Raw genomic sequence first — 16,102 nt, 5'->3', positions numbered from 1 at the left:
ACGATGGATATGGCCAACCGGCGCAACGTCTACATCGTCGATGACGATGAAGAGGTGCGCAGCGAACTGTCCGAGGCGCTCGAGATGCGCGGCTTTGCGGTCCACGCCTATGCCGATGGCACCAGCTTCCTTTCGGTGCAGGCAGCGCTGCCAGCCGGCTGTGTGGTGCTGGATCTCAACATGCCAGGGATGGGCGGCATGGACGTTCAGCAGGCGCTGATAGCGCAGGGCGCGCTGCACAAGATCGTGATGCTGACCGGAGCAGGGTCGGTCTCCACGGCGGTCAAAGCCATGCATGCAGGCGCGACCGATTTCCTGGAAAAGCCGTTCCATGTCGATGATCTCGTGCGGGCGATCGGCAGCGCGGTGAACCGACAGGCGCGCGAGGTCGAGGAAGAGAGCCGCAGGCGGCAAGCCGAAGCACACATCGCGCGGCTCTCCGATCGCGAGCGCGATGTCCTGTGCGGCATGGTCTTGGGGCTCGCCAACAAGATCACAGCCTACCGGCTGGGCCTGTCGACCCGCACGGTGGAGGCCTATCGCGCCCAGCTGATGCACAAGCTGGAAGTGAAGAGCCTCGCAGAAGCCGTGCATATCGCCATGGAAGCCCAGCTCGAGCCGCGCGGCGCGATCTTGCGCGAGGTCCCGGAGGCCTGAACCGCCGCCACCGGTGGAGCATCAGTTGATCGCGTCGCGCCGCACGAAATCCGTCGCGAGGGACTCGGTGAGCGCAGGCGAGATCAGAAACCCCTGAATGCTGTCACAGTGCAGCGAACGCAGCAGCCGGGCCTGCGATTCCTGTTCCACTCCTTCGGCCACGACCTTCAGGCGCAGCCGATGTGCCAGGTCGATGACACTCTCGACGATCACCCGGTCCTTGCCGTCGACGCAGATGGCTTCGATGAAACTGCGGTCGATCTTCACATGATTGATCGGCAGCTGGCGCAGATGGGTGAGCGAGGCAAATCCGGTGCCGAAATCGTCGAAGGCGATATCCACGCCATGAGCGTTCAGCCGATCCACGGCGTCGCGCACCGTGCGCGCGCCGCGATCCAGCAGCATCCCCTCGGTGATCTCGACGCAAAGCTGATCCCCGCGAACGCGCCCGCTTTCCACGGCTTCGATGATCCGGTCGACAAAGACCGGCGAACGAAAGTCGCCCAGGGTGGCATTGATCGCGATGGACTGGAACGGCACGCCATCGCGCATCCAGCGGTCGATCTGGTCCAGCACTTCGGTCAGCACGAAATTGCCGATATCGGCGGCGATCTTTTCGTCATCGAAGACGTCACCGAAGGTTGCCGGGGTGTGGATGGTCCCGTCTGCCCGGCGCCAGCGCAGCAGCGCTTCGAACGCCAGCGGCTGGCGCGCACCCAGGTTGACGATCGGCTGATAGAGCACGAACAGTTCGTGGCGCTCCATCGCGTGAAGAATGGCGGCGCGCAGACCTGCCCGCTGGTCGGCAACTTCGCGGAAGCGGGGCCTGAACAGGCGGCTGCAGGCCCGGCCCGATCGCTTGGCCGCATAGAGCGCCAGATCGGCGCATTTGAGCAGGCTGGCGGCATCGGTGCCGTCGCGGGGGTACAGTGCTGCGCCCACGCTGGCCTGGATGACATGATCGGGAAAAGCTGGCACCCTTTTGTGTCCGATCGCGGTGAGGATCCGGTCCAGCTGCGCCAGAATGTCAGGTTCATTCTCTCCCTGCAGGATCAGGGCGAACTCATCCCCTCCCAGGCGTCCGACACACCCCGCATCGCCCATGATATCGCGGAGCGCCTCGGCCGCTGCGACCAGCAACTGATCCCCCGCGTGGTGGCCGGCGCTGTCGTTGACGTCCTTGAAATGGTCGATGTCGAGGATCGCCGTGGCGAAGGCCTCTCCCTTGGCGGTCGCTTCGGCCAGCAGCTCGAGAAAGTGGCGACGGTTGGCGAGGCCAGTGAGCGGGTCGATGCTGGCGAGCTGCCACAACCATTGTTCTGCCTGCTTCTGCGGCGTCACGTCGAAGCGGATCGCGGTATAGCCCGAACGGTCGCGATGCGGAACGATGGTCGTGTCGACATAATAGAGCCTGCCGCATTTTGCCCGGTTGCAGATGACATCATGCCAGACCTCACCTGCGGAAATGGTGCGGTAGAGATTCTGGAAGAAGGCGCGGTCATGCTGGCCCGATGCGATGATGCGGTGGTTCGCCCCGATCAGCTCGGCCTCCGAATAGCCACTCAGCTCGCAGAATTTGGCGTTGACCGACTTGATGCGCCCGGCCCGGTCTGTGACGGCCACGATCGCCGCTGCGTCCAGGGCTTCGCGCTGGAACTCGGCGAGCGCCGCGAGCTGTTGCAGCCGTCCGTGCTGCATCTGGCTGCGGTTCTGGAGCGCCGCGATCTCGCGATCGAGCCTTTGCCCCGCCTCTTCGCTGATCGGCGCGTGGGAGTGCAGCAATGCCGCAAGATCCTGCTGAAATGTCATGGCTGTTGTCCCGATTTGTCAAATCAAGTCAGCCGCTTGCCGCTTAAAAAAGTATGAAATACCGGGTTTCTACGGTGCCTGTCCGAGGGCATTATGCAGCAGAAAGGCCGGGCAGCGTCTGCTTGCACTGCCCGGCCTTCTGGAAGGACTGGTCGACGCGCCGAGCCTTATTCGGCGGCGACCCGCTGCTCGACATTTTGCGGACCGCGGATCAGCGTTCCGGGGCGTGCGGTCGTTACCTCGCCATGGCGGAAGGTGACCTCGCCCGACTTGATCGTCGCCGCATAGCCCTGGGCGCTCTGCAACAGGCGCTTGCCGCCGGCGGGCAGATCGAATGCCAGCCAAGGGCGGCTGAGGCGCAGGCGCGGGAAGTCGATCACGTTGAGATCGGCAAGATACCCCGGCTTGAGCACGCCGCGGTCGTTAAGGCCATAGAGCCGCGCGGTGTCATGGCACTGGCGTTTGACCGCCAGCTCGACCGGGATCGTCCCCGCCTTGCGATCACGCGCCCAGTAGCTCAGCAGGAACGTCGGCGCGGCTGCATCGCAGATCGTGCCGCAATGCGCACCGCCATCGGACAGCGACACCACGGTGTCGTCGCGCTCCAGCAGCCCCTTGATGAAATCGAGATTGCCATCCTGATAGTTGAGGATGGGCAGATAGATGAAGCCGTTGCCGTCATCCGCCATCAGCGCATCATAGGCATGCTCCGCCGGATCACGACCCGCAGCCTCAGCCATCAATGCGATGCTTTCGGCGCGCGTCGGTTCGTAGCTGAAATCCTCGCCCATCTCGAACTGCATGGCAAAGCCTGCGGTCACGATCATGAACAGCGCGGCGGTGTCCATCGACGGCGGCGGCAGATTGTCTTCGGCGAGCAGCTTCGCCTTGAACGCCGGATCCTTGAGGTGGGCAAGCTGCGCGTCCCAGGGCAGATCGGCGATCGCACGCCAGCTGGGGCGCTGGACGAACGGGTGGACGGTACCGCGCCAGTTCATCACCACGCCCGTGCCCCGCAACGATATCTGGGCAACGACATTGCCGCCGGTGCGGTTGGCCTGCTCACAGGCGGCCATCTGCTCGGTCCAGGTCATCTGCTTCATCGGCGATTGCAGCATCGCAAAGGTGACCGGCAGTCCGGTTTCCTTCGAAAGCGCGGTCATCCAGTCGAACTCGTTCCATTCGGGCACCAGATCGGACGCCATTTCGAACACGCCATAGCCGACATTGCCCATCGCGCGGCCGATGCCGATCAGCTCGCGCGCAGTCGCGGTGGTGCCGGGGACCAGTTCGCCGTCGATCGACTTGTGCAGCACGGTCCGCGACGAGGAAAAGCCCAAAGCCCCTGCACGCAGACCATCTTCCACAATGCGCGACATCGCGGCGATGTCGGCTTCGGTTGGCTCTTCGTTGCGCGCGCCGCGTTCGCCCATCACATAGGCGCGCACCGCGCCGTGCGGGACATGCGTGCCGATATCGATGGTGCGCGGCAGTCGTTCGAGCGAATCGAGATATTCGGGAAAGCTCTCCCAGTCCCATTTCATCCCTTCGGCGAGCGCGGTGCCCGGAATATCCTCGACGCCCTCCATCAGGCCAATCAGCCACTGGTGCTTGTCGGGCGCGGCGGGCGCGAAGCCGACCCCGCAATTGCCCATCACCACCGTGGTGACACCGTGCCAGGCCGATGGCGCCATGACGTCATCCCACGTCGCCTGGCCGTCATAATGGGTATGGATATCGACAAACCCAGGCGTGACGATGTGCCCGCTGGCGTCGATCTCCTCGCGTGCGCTGCCGGAGATGCTGCCCACTGCCGCGATGGTATCGCCGCTGATGGCAATATCGCCGACAAAAGGTGCGCCGCCCAGGCCATCATAGATGGTGCCGCCGCGAATGATCAGATCGTACATGCCGTCTCGCTCCTCGTCCTTGGTGCCGCGCCGGGTCTGTGCCTGGCTGCGCATCCTGACGGGAATGCTAATGCAAGTGACGCGAAAGGAAAGGGCTTTGATCAGCCCGCGTCCATCGTCCGCGCGATGCGGACGAAATCGTCGACGCTGAGCGTCTCTGCACGCCGCGAGGCCTCGATGCCCTCGGCTTCGAGCGCGGCGAGCGCTCCGGGCAGGCTTTTCAGGCTCTGCCGCAGCATCTTGCGCCGCTGACCGAAGGCTGCAGCCGTAAGCGATTCGAGACGTGCGGCCGATACGCCTTCGGGCATCGTCGCAGGGGTGAGGTGGACGATAGCCGACATCACCTTGGGCGGGGGCGTGAAGGCGCTGCGGTGCACCTTCATCGCCAGCCGGGCGTCGCAGCGCCACTGGCTGAGGATCGCGAGACGGCCATAGGCATCGCCATCGGGCGTCGCGACGATCCGGTCGGCGACCTCGCGCTGGAACATCAACGTCAGCGATTTCCACTGCGGCGGCCAAGCCTGCCCGCCCAGCCAGCCCACGAACAGCGCGGTGCCGACATTATAGGGCAGGTTCGACGCAATATGGCAGGGGCCCGGCATCACGCTTGCCAGCGGCATGGCTAGGGCATCGCCTTCGATTACCTTGAGCTGGCCGGGGAAGGCCTCGCTCAGTTCTGCCAGAGCCGGCAGGCAGCGCCGGTCGCGCTCGATCGCGGTGACGTTGCCGCCAGCGCGCAGCAGTGCCCGGGTCAGGCCGCCTGGACCGGGCCCGATCTCGAGCACATCTTCGCCATCAAGATCGCCGGGCACGGCGGCAACCCGGTCGAGCAATTGCTCGTCCAGCAGGAAATTCTGGCCCAGCGCCTTGCTGGCCGCGAGGCCATGGCGCGCGATGACATCGCGCAGGGGCGGCAGGCTGGCCATCGGAGCGCGCATCAGCCTTCGTAGGTCTGGCGGTGCTGCCAAGCGGCGCCCGCCATGCGAATGGCCGCGATCATCGATCGTGCGCTCGCGAGCCCCTTGCCTGCGATATCGAAGGCGGTGCCATGATCGGGCGACGTGCGCACGATCGGCAGGCCCAGCGTCATGTTGACCGCATCGTCGAAATGCAGCGCCTTGACCGGGATCAGCGCCTGATCGTGATACTGGCACAGCGCGACGTCATAGCGTGCGCGAGCTGCGGCGTGGAACATGGTGTCGGCGGGCAGGGGGCCTGCCACCAGAAAGCCCTCCTCGCGCAGGATCTCGATCGCCGGGAGGATGATGTCCGCCTCTTCGCTGCCCATGCTGCCCTGTTCGCCCGCGTGCGGATTGAGCCCGGCCATCGCCAGCCGCGGCCGATCGATGCCGAAATTTCGCGCCATGCCCTTGGCGGCAGCGCGCGCCCGGTTGACGATGAGATCGATCGAGAGCGCCGCAGGCACAGCGGCGATGCCGATATGCACAGTGATCGGCACCACGCGAAGGTCGGGTCCGGCCAGCAGCATCGCGACATTCTGCCGCGCCACGCCGCAGGCTTCGGCGATGAATTCGGTCTGGCCCGGGAAGTTGAAGCCGACCTTCTGCAGCTGGATCTTGGAAATCGGCCCGGTGACGATCGCGCAGACCGTGCCTGCCCGCGCCAGCCCGACGCCCATTTCCAGCGCCTGCAAGGCGCAGCGCGCGCCATCGAGATCGGGTTCGCCCGGGACCACCGCACCGCTGTCGATCACCGGCAGCACCGGCAGCGCATGGGCAAAGTGTTCCGCTGCCTCGCAAGGCTCGCCGATCACCCGAACCGGCCCGGACCACACGGCCGAAAAGGCACGCGGATCGCCAATGGCAAAGAACGCGGGCAGCGACTGCGCCTCGCGTTCTTCCCAACTCTTGCCGATGATTTCGGGACCGATGCCGGCAGGATCACCGGCAGATATGGCCAGCAACTGCGTCACGCCCGGAGGAGATCCGCCGTCATCAGTTGTACTCGATCACGGCGTCACGCCGAAGGTCGCGCAGATAGATCTGTGCGCGGCGATTGACCTTCTCTTCTTCCATGTTGGCCATCAGCTGCTCGGGGCTGGGACCGCCCTCTGCCTGCGGATCGTCGCGGCCGCACAATACCAGCACGCGCACGCCATCCTTGACCGATCCGAACGGCTGGGTGGCCTCGCCGATCGACAGGGCAATCAGCGTATCCTGCAACGGGGCGGGAAGATCGCGCACCGGCACCTGGTCGTTGTTGGTCACCGTCGCGCCCAGCCGGGCGGCAATCTCGTCAGCCGAACCGCAGCCCTTGATCGCGCGGGTCGCGGTGGCGAACTCGGAGGCGCGGCGGGTTGCTTCAGCCTCGGTGGTTCCGGCGGGGAAGGCAATCGACAGCTGTTTGAGTCCCAGAAGTGCATCGCGCGGGTTGGCAGTCAGGATCTGGCGCTTGTCGATCAGATACATCAGCGAAAAGCCGCCGGGAATCTCGATCGGGCCAGCAAGCTGGCCGACCTGCATGTCGCGTGCGACAACGGCGAGCGCAGAGGGAAGCTGGCCCAGCTGGATCCAGCCCAGGTCGCCGCCGACCGCTGCGGTCGAGGCTTCCGAGAACTGCCGGGCATAGGCGACGAACGATCCGCCCTGCTGCAGCTGCTGGACGATCTGCGCGGCGTTCTTGGCGACTTCGGCGCGGTTCTGCGAGTTGGCGGAGAGATAGATTTCGCCGATCCGGTATTCCTCGGTGCCCTTCGACGCCTTGAGCCGGTCGATGACCTCCTTCACCTCTTCTTCGGAGACGTTGATGAACGGGGTGACATTGCGGCCCAGCAGCCGCTGCCAGGCGAGCTCACCGCGAATCTGGCGCTTGAGCGAGCGAGACGACGATCCGATGCTCGCCAGATACTTGTCGAGCGCTGCGGTATCGCGGCGGAAATTCTGCGCGGCGACCTGCGCATAGGTGCGGTCGACCTGGGCTTCATCCACCTTGATGTCGTTCGCGGCGGCTTCCTGGATCTGAAGTGTCTCGTCGATCAGGTTGCGCAGCACCTGCAGGCGCAGGCGGCCGCGTTCCTCTTCGGACACCGGCGCATCATTGGCGGCGAGGATCAGCGCAACCCGCTCGTCGATATCGGTTCCGGTGATGATCTCGCTGTTGACGATGGCGGTCGCGCGCCGGACGTTGGGGTCCTGCTTGCCGAAGATGGTCAGACCTTCGGGCACATTCAGCGCCGTATCGGGCAGCGCCGCATCGTCGGACACGGTCTGGGCCAGCGCGGGCAGCGAAAGCCCCGCAATCAGCGACAGCATAAGCGTCTTTTTCGCCAGCTTACGGGTACGGATCGCGATGGTGTTCAATGCGTGCAAGCTCATATCTTCCTGAATGGGGAAATGCGATCCCTTGCCCTCCGCAGCGTGAACCGGGGATGAGCGGGGCGGTGAATATCGCCTTTGGGATCAAAAGCCAAGGTTGCGCAAGGCCACCCGCAGCAGAAAGGTGTCGCCGCGCTGGGCATCGCCCACCGGAATATAGTCGCGACGCCAGGTGACCCCCAGTTCCAGGCAGTCGTCCTCGTAAGCGACACCCAGCCGGGTACGGATCGGCTCGAAGCCATCGGACTGAAGCCGCGGGTCTTCCTGGGCGTTGCTGAGATCGACCACCGCCGCACCGAACACCGACCAGTAGCGGGCCACGCGGACCCTGCCGGCGACGCGCAGCTCTTCGCGGTCCTGCAGATCCTCGATTTCGGGGCCGATATCGCGGTTCAGGCGCAGATAGCCGACCTGGGCATAGGTCTGCCGTCCGCCCAGGGTGATATCGACCTCGTTGCGGCGCACCGCGAGATTGTCCTTGTCCAGCCGGAAACGGTGCGTGTAGCGGATGAAATTGCGCAGCTTGAGGTCGAGCCGGCCGACCACGTCCGAGGTGCGATTGCCCAGGCCCGTGCCCTCGGGCAGGAAATCGCGCTCATCATCGAAGCGATAGCTCTGCCCGACCACGGCGTTGAGCTGCATGCCCGGGCGCTGAAGCGACCATTCGACGCCGTAGACGACGCGCACGCCCTCTTCCATCCGGTCATAGCCGGGCAGGCGGTTGAGCGCGAAGAGGTTGCTGTCTTCCAGCTCGATGGCGCGCGAATCCTCGTTCGGCAATTCCAGATTGCCGGTGGTGGGCGTCGCCACGACCTGCACCCGCGGGCTCAGCACCTGGGTGCCGCCGAAGGCCTCGCCGACGAACGGCCAGCGCATGTCGGCAGCGACCGATCCGCTCGCGCGGGCCTGAAGGCCGGAATTGCCGCGATAGATCAGCGTGTTGGTGAGCGCATTGTCGCTGCTATTGTACACATCGCCGCGCGCCAGGGCCGTCAGGGTGAATTCCTGACCCAGGCCGGTGAGGCGACGCAGATCCCAGCGGGCCTGCGCAAACGCGCGCTGCGTGTCCTGGCCGGCGGTGCGGCTGATCGCGAGCGTGTTGATCTGGAACTCGACCTTGCCGCCCGCGACCTGATCCGGCAGGCGCAGACGCCAGTCGACCACGGGCAGGGCGATCGGCACCTGGCCCTGCGGATCGTTGACGCGCAATGTCTGCGTGGCCCAGCCTGCAAGCGAGAAATAGCTGTTCGGTCCGATCCGCTCCGCCTCGATCGTCGACCGCAACCGGTCATCGCGGCTGACGTCGTAACGGCGCAGGAACGTGCGGTCGGTGACGACACGGATCGACCCTCCGATGCTCCATGCCTCGTTCAGCTGAAAGCGACCGGTCGCATCGAAATAGCCGCGGAAATCGTTCTGGCTGTCGGCGATGATCCCGCCTGCCCCGACGGGAATGCGCGATCCCGCGGTGGCATAGCCGGTGATCTGATAGGCCCCGCGGTCGGTGAGCGCACGGTAGGTGGCGTTGACCATCGGCAGCGCCTCGGTGAACACCGATCCGGTCACCGTCAGGTCGCGGTTGGGGGCAAGATTGAAATAATAAGGCACGCTGAGCTGCACGCCATTGGCCTGGCTGAACCGGATATCGGGCACCAGCAAGCCGCCGCCGCTGCCTTCGCCGACAGGATGGCTCAGACCCGGCATCGGGATCACCGGCAGCCCGAACAGCTCGAGCCGCGCTCCATGATAGCGCACGCGCTTGTCGGCGGGGTTGTAGACCACCTTGATTGCGCGCAGCTGCCAACTGGGGCGCTTGGGCTTGCCGGTCGGCGTTTCGACCAGGCAGGCCGAATAGGCAGCATTCTCAAGCGCAATCACGCCATCGATGCGGGTGCCGCGCGTGGCGACCATGCGCCCGCCGGCTTCCAGCACGACCAGAATGTTGTCGATCACGCCATCGCGGATCGATTCGGTCAGCTCGATCGAATCGCCGTAGAGCTTGTTGCCCTCGGCATCGATGATCTGCACCCCGCCCTTGGCGCGCACCTCGCCGGACTTGCGGTCCCATGTGACGCTGTCGGCGACGAGCGACTGATCCGCGCGCACCAGAAGGACATTGCCTGTTGCGGTCACCACATCGGCGTTGCTGTCGTAATCCAGCCGGTCGGCGGTGAATTCGATGACCTGTTCCGGCTGGCCAGCGGTGCCCGCCGCAGGGGCTGACTGCATGTCGTCGGCTTCGGCATATTGAACGATGTCGTTGCGCGAGAAGGTGAGGTTTTCACCGAGGAGGTAGCTGGTGCGGGTGCACACCGCCTGATCGGCGGCGAGCGCAGGCGCAGCATTGGCGGCCAGCAAGGCCGTCCCCAGCATCAGACTTGCCCGTGAAATGCGCACACCAATCATCCGTCGATCCATGCGCTGGTATGTGCTCGCGAGAATCACAGAGCGGCCGCGCGCCAGGTTGGCGCCTATTGCACCGCAAAAGCGCGAGCGCAAACCGCTTTCGATGGCCCGTGCAAGCGTGCGGCAAATGCTGGCAAACAAACCGAACCTGTCCTATCGCTTGCAACCACCGCGGGGCCACCAATATGGCATGCCGGACCATGTCGCCAGAATGAAGCCGTCTTCATAGGGTCGATATGGTGGATATTGTATTAACCGGCAGCATCGCCTGCCTCTCGGGGACTGCTTGATGAATATTGTTTTTGACGCTTCCGCAGATAGTTACGCCGTCGTCGCCTATCCGGTGGCCAAGGACGAACTCGGCGCTCTGGTGCTGCCGCTCGATTCTGGCTCACTGGTTGCCGATGCCGCCAAGGCGGCGCGTTTCGAAGCCGGCGCGGGAGAAGTCTTCGACATTTTCGTCACCCAGAACGGCCAGACCCTGCGCGTGGCGCTGATCGGCACCGGCGCGGGCGCACGCGCCGACATGGAGCGGGCCGGCGGTCAGCTTGTTGCGAAGTATCAGCGCTCCGGCGTCGAGACGCTCGCCGTCGACATGGGTCTGGGCGCCATCGCGGCCAACCGCGAGGCAGCGGCCCAGTTCCTGTTTGGCGCGCATCTTCGCAGCTGGTCGCACGATCAGTATCGTACCAAGCTTCCGGCCAAGTCGAAGGTCAGCCTGCGCGAAATCGGCGTGGTCAATGGCCCCAAGGGACTGGCTGCGATCTGGAGCGATCAGGCCGCGATTGCCGATGGCGTGGCGCTGACTCGCGAACTGGTGACCGAGCCTGCCAACATCATCTACCCCGAAAGCTTCGTGGAACGCTGCAAGCCGCTCGAAGCGATGGGCGTCGAGATCACGGTGCTGGGCCAGGAAGAGATGGAAAAGCTGGGCATGGGCGCGCTGCTGGGCGTCTCGCAGGGCTCGGTGCGTCCGCCGCGGCTGATCGCGATGCGCTGGAACGGTACCGGCGACGCCAAGGCCAAGCCCGTGGTGCTGGTGGGCAAGGGCGTGACCTTCGATACCGGCGGCATCTCGATCAAGCCGGCGGCCGGCATGGAAGACATGAAGTGGGACATGGGTGGTGCCGGTGCCGTCGCAGGCACGATGAAGGCGCTCGCCGGTCGCAAGGCCAAGACTCATGTCGTGGGCATCTGCGGTCTGGTCGAGAACATGCCTGACGGCAATGCGCAGCGCCCCGGCGATGTCGTGACCAGCATGTCGGGTCAGACGATCGAAGTCATCAACACCGATGCCGAGGGCCGTCTGGTGCTGTGCGATGCGCTGCACTGGGCTCAGGAGAACTACGACCCGGAATATATCGTCGATCTTGCCACGCTGACCGGCGCGATCATCATCTCGCTGGCCGATCAGCATGCCGGCCTGTTCAGCAACGATGATGGCCTGGCCGAAAAGCTGACGGCGGCGGGCAAGCTGGCGGGCGATCCGCTGTGGCGCTTCCCGCTCAGCAAGGCCTATGACAAGATGATCGACAGCCCGATTGCCGACATGAAGAACGTCGGCGCGCGCGGTGGCGGATCGATCACTGCAGCGCAGTTCCTGCAGCGCTTCATCAAGCCCGGCGTCAAATGGGCGCATCTTGATATCGCGGGCATGGTGTGGGCCGACAAGCCCGGGCCAGTGTGGGACAAGGGCGCAACTGGCTATGGCGTTCGGCTCTTGAATCAGTGGATTGCCGACAATTTCGAGAATTGATCTGAAGTCTGAACCATCCGCAGACAGGGGAGGGGCGTGATGCAGGTCGATTTCTATCACCTGACCCGCGACCCGGTCGAGCGGGTGTTGCCGGTGCTGGCGACGCGGACATTGGGGCTGGGGGAGCGGATGCTGATTGTGTCCGCCGACCCGGACCACCGCGCGGCATTGAGCCACGCCTTGTGGACGCACAGCCCGGAGAGCTTTCTGGCACATGGCGAACGCGATGCGCCCAATCCCCAGGTCCAGCCGCTGCTGCTGGCCGACCGGGTGGATCCGGTCAACGGCGCGCGCTTCATTGCCCTGGCCGACGGCCTGTGGCGCGACGATGCCCTCCAATTTACCCGGATTTTCCTGCTCTTTGGCGAGGCCACGATCGGCGAGGCGCGCAAGGCCTGGGTATCGCTGGGCGAGCGCGAGGGGCTGGACCGGCACTACTGGAAGCAGGACGGCGGCAAATGGGTTGAACAGGCGGCCAGCAAGCGGCAGGATGGCGCCACCGGGTCGCAGTGACGGGTCGCACCGACCCAATTTGGGAGCATTGGACTATGCGCGCATTCCTGATGGCTGCAACCGCGACCCTCGCCCTGGTGGGCTGTGGTGGTGAAAAGACCGTCTACAGCGATACCGAGGGCAATGAGGTCAATGTGACCCGCAAGGGCGACGGCGAAGCCTCCGAGATCGAGATCAAGAGTGCCGATGGTTCCGCCACCGTCAACATCAACAATGGCGAGACCGGCGGCAAGCTTCCGCTGGACCTTGCGGTCTATCCCGGCGCCAAGGTCGTCTCCACGATGACGAGCAATTCCGATGGCAAGACCGGCGGCATGGTCGTCATGGAAACCAGCGCCAATCCGGATGTCGTCGTGGCCTGGTATCGCAAATCGGTCGAAGCCAAGGGCTTCAAGGTCGAAAGCGAGATCACGACGCAGGATATGCGCGCCATCGCCGGAACCAAGGACGGCGGATCGTTCACGCTGCAGGTCGCCCCCGCCGATGCCGGCTCGTCGATCACGCTCATCGCGGGTACGGGCTGAAAAGCACGGCCAACGCGCCACTGATTCGGTTTTTCTTGCAGCGCACAATCGGTCCGTCTAGGGGCGGCGGCGAAGCGTGCCGTTCGTGCGCGCAGCAATTGTCAAACCTCAGGAGCATCCCATGGCCGTCACCCGGACCTTTTCGATCATCAAGCCCGACGCGACCCGTCGCAACCTGACCGGCGCGGTCACCAAGATGCTGGAAGACGCCGGCCTGCGCGTCGTCGCATCCAAGCGCATCCACATGACCCGCGAACAGGCCGAAGGCTTCTACGCCGTGCACCGCGAGCGTCCCTTCTTCGGCGAACTGGTCGACTTCATGATCTCCGGCCCCGTCGTCGTGCAGGTGCTGGAAGGCGAAGACGCCATGCAGCGCAACCGCGACATCATGGGCGCCACCAACCCCGCCAATGCCGAGCCCGGCACCATCCGCAAGGAACTGGCCGAGAGCATCGAAGCCAACACCGTGCACGGTTCGGACAGCGACGAGAACGCTGCGATCGAAATCGCGTACTTCTTCAAGCCGGAAGAGATTGTTGGCTGAATCCAGCCAGGTTACTACCGGACGCTGCCTTTGCGGCGGCGTCCGGGTTGCATTGCCAAGCCCCGTGCATGATGTCGGCGTATGCCACTGCCGACTGTGCCGGGCTTGGACCAGCGGTCCATGGATGGCATTGCAGGTTCCAGAAGCCGTAATTGAAGGCGATGACCTCGCCATCTTCCGCTCTTCGGGCTTTGCTGAGCGCGGATTTTGCCGGACGTGCGGAAGCCATATTTTCCATAGACCAATTGGCGGTCCAGAGCTTGCTGTATCTGCGGGCCTTTTCTCAGATGACGCTCAGTACGTCGCCAGGGAAATATTTGTCGACAGCCAGCCGCGCCATTATCGATTTGAGGGCGTCGATGACAGGCGCACTAGCACATCAATGGCGCTTGAATGGCTGCCCAAGCTCTTGGTGCGCCGTGTGTGCAGCTGGTTTGGCAGAGGTTAGAATTCGGCTGCGATGTCCATCATCCGGGTGAGCCGCCTGGGGGCCACGCTGCGCCAGCTGCGGCTCAGCCAGTCGGCGATATGGTCCCAGTCGGTGCGCCCGGTATCGAGCCGGATCGCGATCCAGCCTGACGGGGCGTAGAACTTGGGCAGGTAGTAAAGCTCCGGATCCTGCTCGACGAGCGCGGCCTGTTCGTCGGCGCCGCTGGTCTTGACCAGCAGGGCAATCGCTTCCTCGCCATGATGATGGATCGAGACATAGGCGAAATACTTGCCGGTCTTCTCGCCGCCAACGCGCCAGCCCGGCGCGCCATGCGAGGGGCGGGAATCGGTCTCGGGCAGCGCGAGCGCCAGGTCGCCGACCCTGGCCACGATCCAGTCGGGATCGGACTCGCGCGCGACATACTCGGCGAGCGTGCGGCCATAGAGCTGATGTTCGGCGATCAGCACCCGGGCGGCCAGCGTGTCTGCGGTATCGCCCGGCAGGATCGCGACCTTGGTCTGTCCCAGCACCGGGCCATCATCGAGCTCCGCCGTTACCAGGTGCACGCTGCATCCACCGACGCCGTCGCCCGCATCGAGCGCGCGCTGGTGGGTGTGCAGACCCTTGTACTTGGGCAGCAGCGAGGGGTGAATGTTGAGCATCCGACCTTCCCAGCTGCGCACGAAGCCGGGGGTCAGAATGCGCATGTAGCCCGCGAGTGCGACATGATCCGCGCCGCTCGCGCGGATGGCTTTGTCCATCGCTGTATCATGGGCTTCGCGCGTCATGCCCTTGTGCGACAGCGCGAAGGTCGGCACGCCTTCGGCTTCGGCGAGCTTGAGTCCACCGGCGTCGGGATTGTTCGATGCGACCAGCACCACGTCATAAGGGCAGGACGGCGCGCGCGAGGCGTAAAGCAGGGCGGCCATGTTGGTGCCGCCGCCCGAGATCAGAATGGCGACACGGGCCTTACCCCGCATGGGTCGCGCTCCACGCCGCCTTGGCGCTCCAGGTCTCGATCGATCCGCTGACCGTGCAGCCCCTGTCGCCCGGCTCGATGCGACCGATGCGGTGGACGGTTTCGCCCGCAGCTTCGAGATCGGCGGTCACGCTGGCGACATCGGCTTCATCGACGACCAGTACCATGCCGATCCCGCAGTTGAAGGTCCGTGCCATTTCCTCGGGTTCGATATGCCCCTGCGCCTGCAGGAATGCCATCAACCGCGGCTGGACCCAGGCATCGGCATCGACATGCGCATGCGCGCCAGCGGGCAGCACGCGCGGGATGTTCTCGAGCAATCCGCCCCCGGTGATATGCGCCATCGCGGCGATGCGGCCTGATTTGATCACCGGCAGCAGCGAAGCAACGTAAATTCTTGTCGGTGCGATCAAGGCGTCGATCAGCAGAATGTCTTGGTCGAACAGGGCAGGGCGGTTCATCTTCCAGCCCTTGTCGGCGGCGAGACGCCGCACCAGCGAATAGCCGTTCGAGTGCACCCCCGACGAGGCGAGCCCGAGCAGGACGTTGCCCGGCTTGACCCGGTCGCCAGTCAGTACCTCGTCGCGCTCGACCGCGCCGACGCAAAAGCCCGCAAGGTCATAATCGCCATCGGCATACATGCCCGGCATTTCGGCGGTCTCGCCGCCGATCAAGGCGCAGCCAGCGAGCTTGCAGCCGTCGGCGATGCCCGCGACAACGCGCTCTGCAATCCCGGTATCCAGCCTGCCGGTGGCGAAATAATCGAGGAAGAACAAGGGTTCCGCGCCCTGAACGATCAGATCGTTGACGCACATGGCGACCAGATCGATGCCGATTGCATCATGCCGGTCGTGATCGATCGCCAGCTTGACCTTGGTGCCCACGCCGTCATTGGCCGCGACCAGCAGCGGGTCCTTGAACCCTGCGGCCTTCAGATCGAAAAAGCCACCAAAGCCCCCGAGCTCGGCATTGGCACCGGGGCGGGCGGTCGCCTTGGCCAGCGGGCCGATGGCCTTGACCAGCGCATTGCCCGCGGCGATCGAAACACCGGCCTGAGCATAGCTATAGGATGCCGGGCCAGAAGAGGGGGGATTGGGCGTGTCGCCGGTCTTGTCAGTCATGGTCTGAGCGGTTAGCGACTTCTCGCTTGGATTTCCACGCCATTGTCGCCAAAAGGGCCGCGAGAATGCCGCCAGCGACGATCACGCCGGGGGATGATGTTTCGCTTGGGTAAAAAAG

14 protein-coding genes are annotated in these 16,102 nt (G+C 64.6%); 6 read left to right on the top strand and 8 right to left on the bottom strand.

The features are described from left to right. Positions 1-3: 3 nt before the first annotated feature. Complete coding sequence (locus LI72_RS05295) at positions 4-657, top strand: response regulator transcription factor (RefSeq protein ID WP_033924775.1); 654 nt, start codon at positions 4-6, stop codon at positions 655-657. A 21-nt stretch (positions 658-678) separates the two neighbouring features. On the opposite strand, the gene LI72_RS05290 is transcribed toward LI72_RS05295, so the two are convergent. From LI72_RS05290 to LI72_RS05265, 6 genes are all read right to left on the bottom strand, one after another. Beyond that, complete coding sequence (locus LI72_RS05290; protein WP_081984652.1) at positions 679-2,466, bottom strand: putative bifunctional diguanylate cyclase/phosphodiesterase; 1,788 nt, start codon at positions 2,464-2,466, stop codon at positions 679-681. A 167-nt stretch (positions 2,467-2,633) separates the two neighbouring features. Next, positions 2,634-4,430, bottom strand: coding sequence for an N-acyl-D-amino-acid deacylase family protein (locus LI72_RS05285; protein WP_231562365.1), 1,797 nt, complete (start codon positions 4,428-4,430; stop codon positions 2,634-2,636). Between the two features lie 47 nt (positions 4,431-4,477). Then, a complete protein-coding gene (rsmA, locus tag LI72_RS05280; RefSeq protein ID WP_033925320.1) occupies positions 4,478-5,302 on the bottom strand; it encodes a 16S rRNA (adenine(1518)-N(6)/adenine(1519)-N(6))-dimethyltransferase RsmA in 825 nt (274 codons plus the stop codon). An 11-nt stretch (positions 5,303-5,313) separates the two neighbouring features. Next, positions 5,314-6,309 carry a 4-hydroxythreonine-4-phosphate dehydrogenase PdxA gene (pdxA, locus tag LI72_RS05275; protein WP_033924774.1) on the bottom strand — a complete coding sequence of 332 codons (996 nt, stop codon included), beginning with the start codon at positions 6,307-6,309 and terminating at the stop codon, positions 5,314-5,316. A gap of 22 nt (positions 6,310-6,331) precedes the next feature. Further along, positions 6,332-7,711, bottom strand: coding sequence for a peptidylprolyl isomerase (locus LI72_RS05270; protein WP_033924773.1), 1,380 nt, complete (start codon positions 7,709-7,711; stop codon positions 6,332-6,334). A gap of 84 nt (positions 7,712-7,795) precedes the next feature. Beyond that, entirely contained in the window at positions 7,796-10,084 is a 2,289-nt protein-coding gene (locus LI72_RS05265; protein WP_033924772.1) for an LPS-assembly protein LptD, read from the bottom strand. 322 nt (positions 10,085-10,406) lie between these two features. Between LI72_RS05265 and LI72_RS05260 the strand changes: the two genes are divergently transcribed. The 5 genes from LI72_RS05260 to LI72_RS20705 all read left to right on the top strand — a co-directional run bounded on the left by LI72_RS05260 (position 10,407) and on the right by LI72_RS20705 (position 13,902). After that, positions 10,407-11,873 (top strand): leucyl aminopeptidase, encoded by a 1,467-nt coding sequence (locus LI72_RS05260; RefSeq protein ID WP_033924771.1) that lies wholly within the window; start codon positions 10,407-10,409, stop codon positions 11,871-11,873. A 39-nt stretch (positions 11,874-11,912) separates the two neighbouring features. Beyond that, the gene (locus tag LI72_RS05255) at positions 11,913-12,386 is read left to right on the top strand and encodes a DNA polymerase III subunit chi (protein ID WP_033924770.1); all 474 of its coding nucleotides are present in this window, start codon (positions 11,913-11,915) and stop codon (positions 12,384-12,386) included. 35 nt (positions 12,387-12,421) lie between these two features. Beyond that, on the top strand, positions 12,422-12,910 hold the full coding sequence (locus tag LI72_RS05250; RefSeq protein WP_033924769.1) for a hypothetical protein: 489 nt from the start codon (positions 12,422-12,424) through the stop codon (positions 12,908-12,910). Positions 12,911-13,031: 121 nt separating this feature from the next. Further along, complete coding sequence (gene ndk / locus LI72_RS05245) at positions 13,032-13,454, top strand: nucleoside-diphosphate kinase (protein WP_033924768.1); 423 nt, start codon at positions 13,032-13,034, stop codon at positions 13,452-13,454. After that, positions 13,444-13,902, top strand: coding sequence for a GFA family protein (locus tag LI72_RS20705; RefSeq protein ID WP_443018107.1), 459 nt, complete (start codon positions 13,444-13,446; stop codon positions 13,900-13,902). The genes ndk and LI72_RS20705 overlap by 11 nt, the downstream gene beginning before the upstream one ends. On the opposite strand, the gene purN is transcribed toward LI72_RS20705, so the two are convergent. Both purN and purM read right to left on the bottom strand, forming a co-directional pair. Further along, entirely contained in the window at positions 13,899-14,864 is a 966-nt protein-coding gene (gene purN / locus LI72_RS05240; RefSeq protein ID WP_033924767.1) for a phosphoribosylglycinamide formyltransferase, read from the bottom strand. The genes LI72_RS20705 and purN overlap by 4 nt on opposite strands. Further along, complete coding sequence (gene purM, locus LI72_RS05235) at positions 14,854-15,984, bottom strand: phosphoribosylformylglycinamidine cyclo-ligase (RefSeq protein WP_033924766.1); 1,131 nt, start codon at positions 15,982-15,984, stop codon at positions 14,854-14,856. Before purM ends, purN begins: the two co-directional genes overlap by 11 nt. Positions 15,985-16,102 lie beyond the last annotated feature (118 nt).

The sequence above is a fragment of the Sphingomonas sp. 35-24ZXX genome (genome assembly GCF_000786215.1).
Taxonomy (GTDB): Bacteria; Pseudomonadota; Alphaproteobacteria; order Sphingomonadales; family Sphingomonadaceae; genus Blastomonas.
Note: the sequence above shows the minus strand (reverse complement) of the source record. Positions and strands in the feature narration are given on the sequence as shown.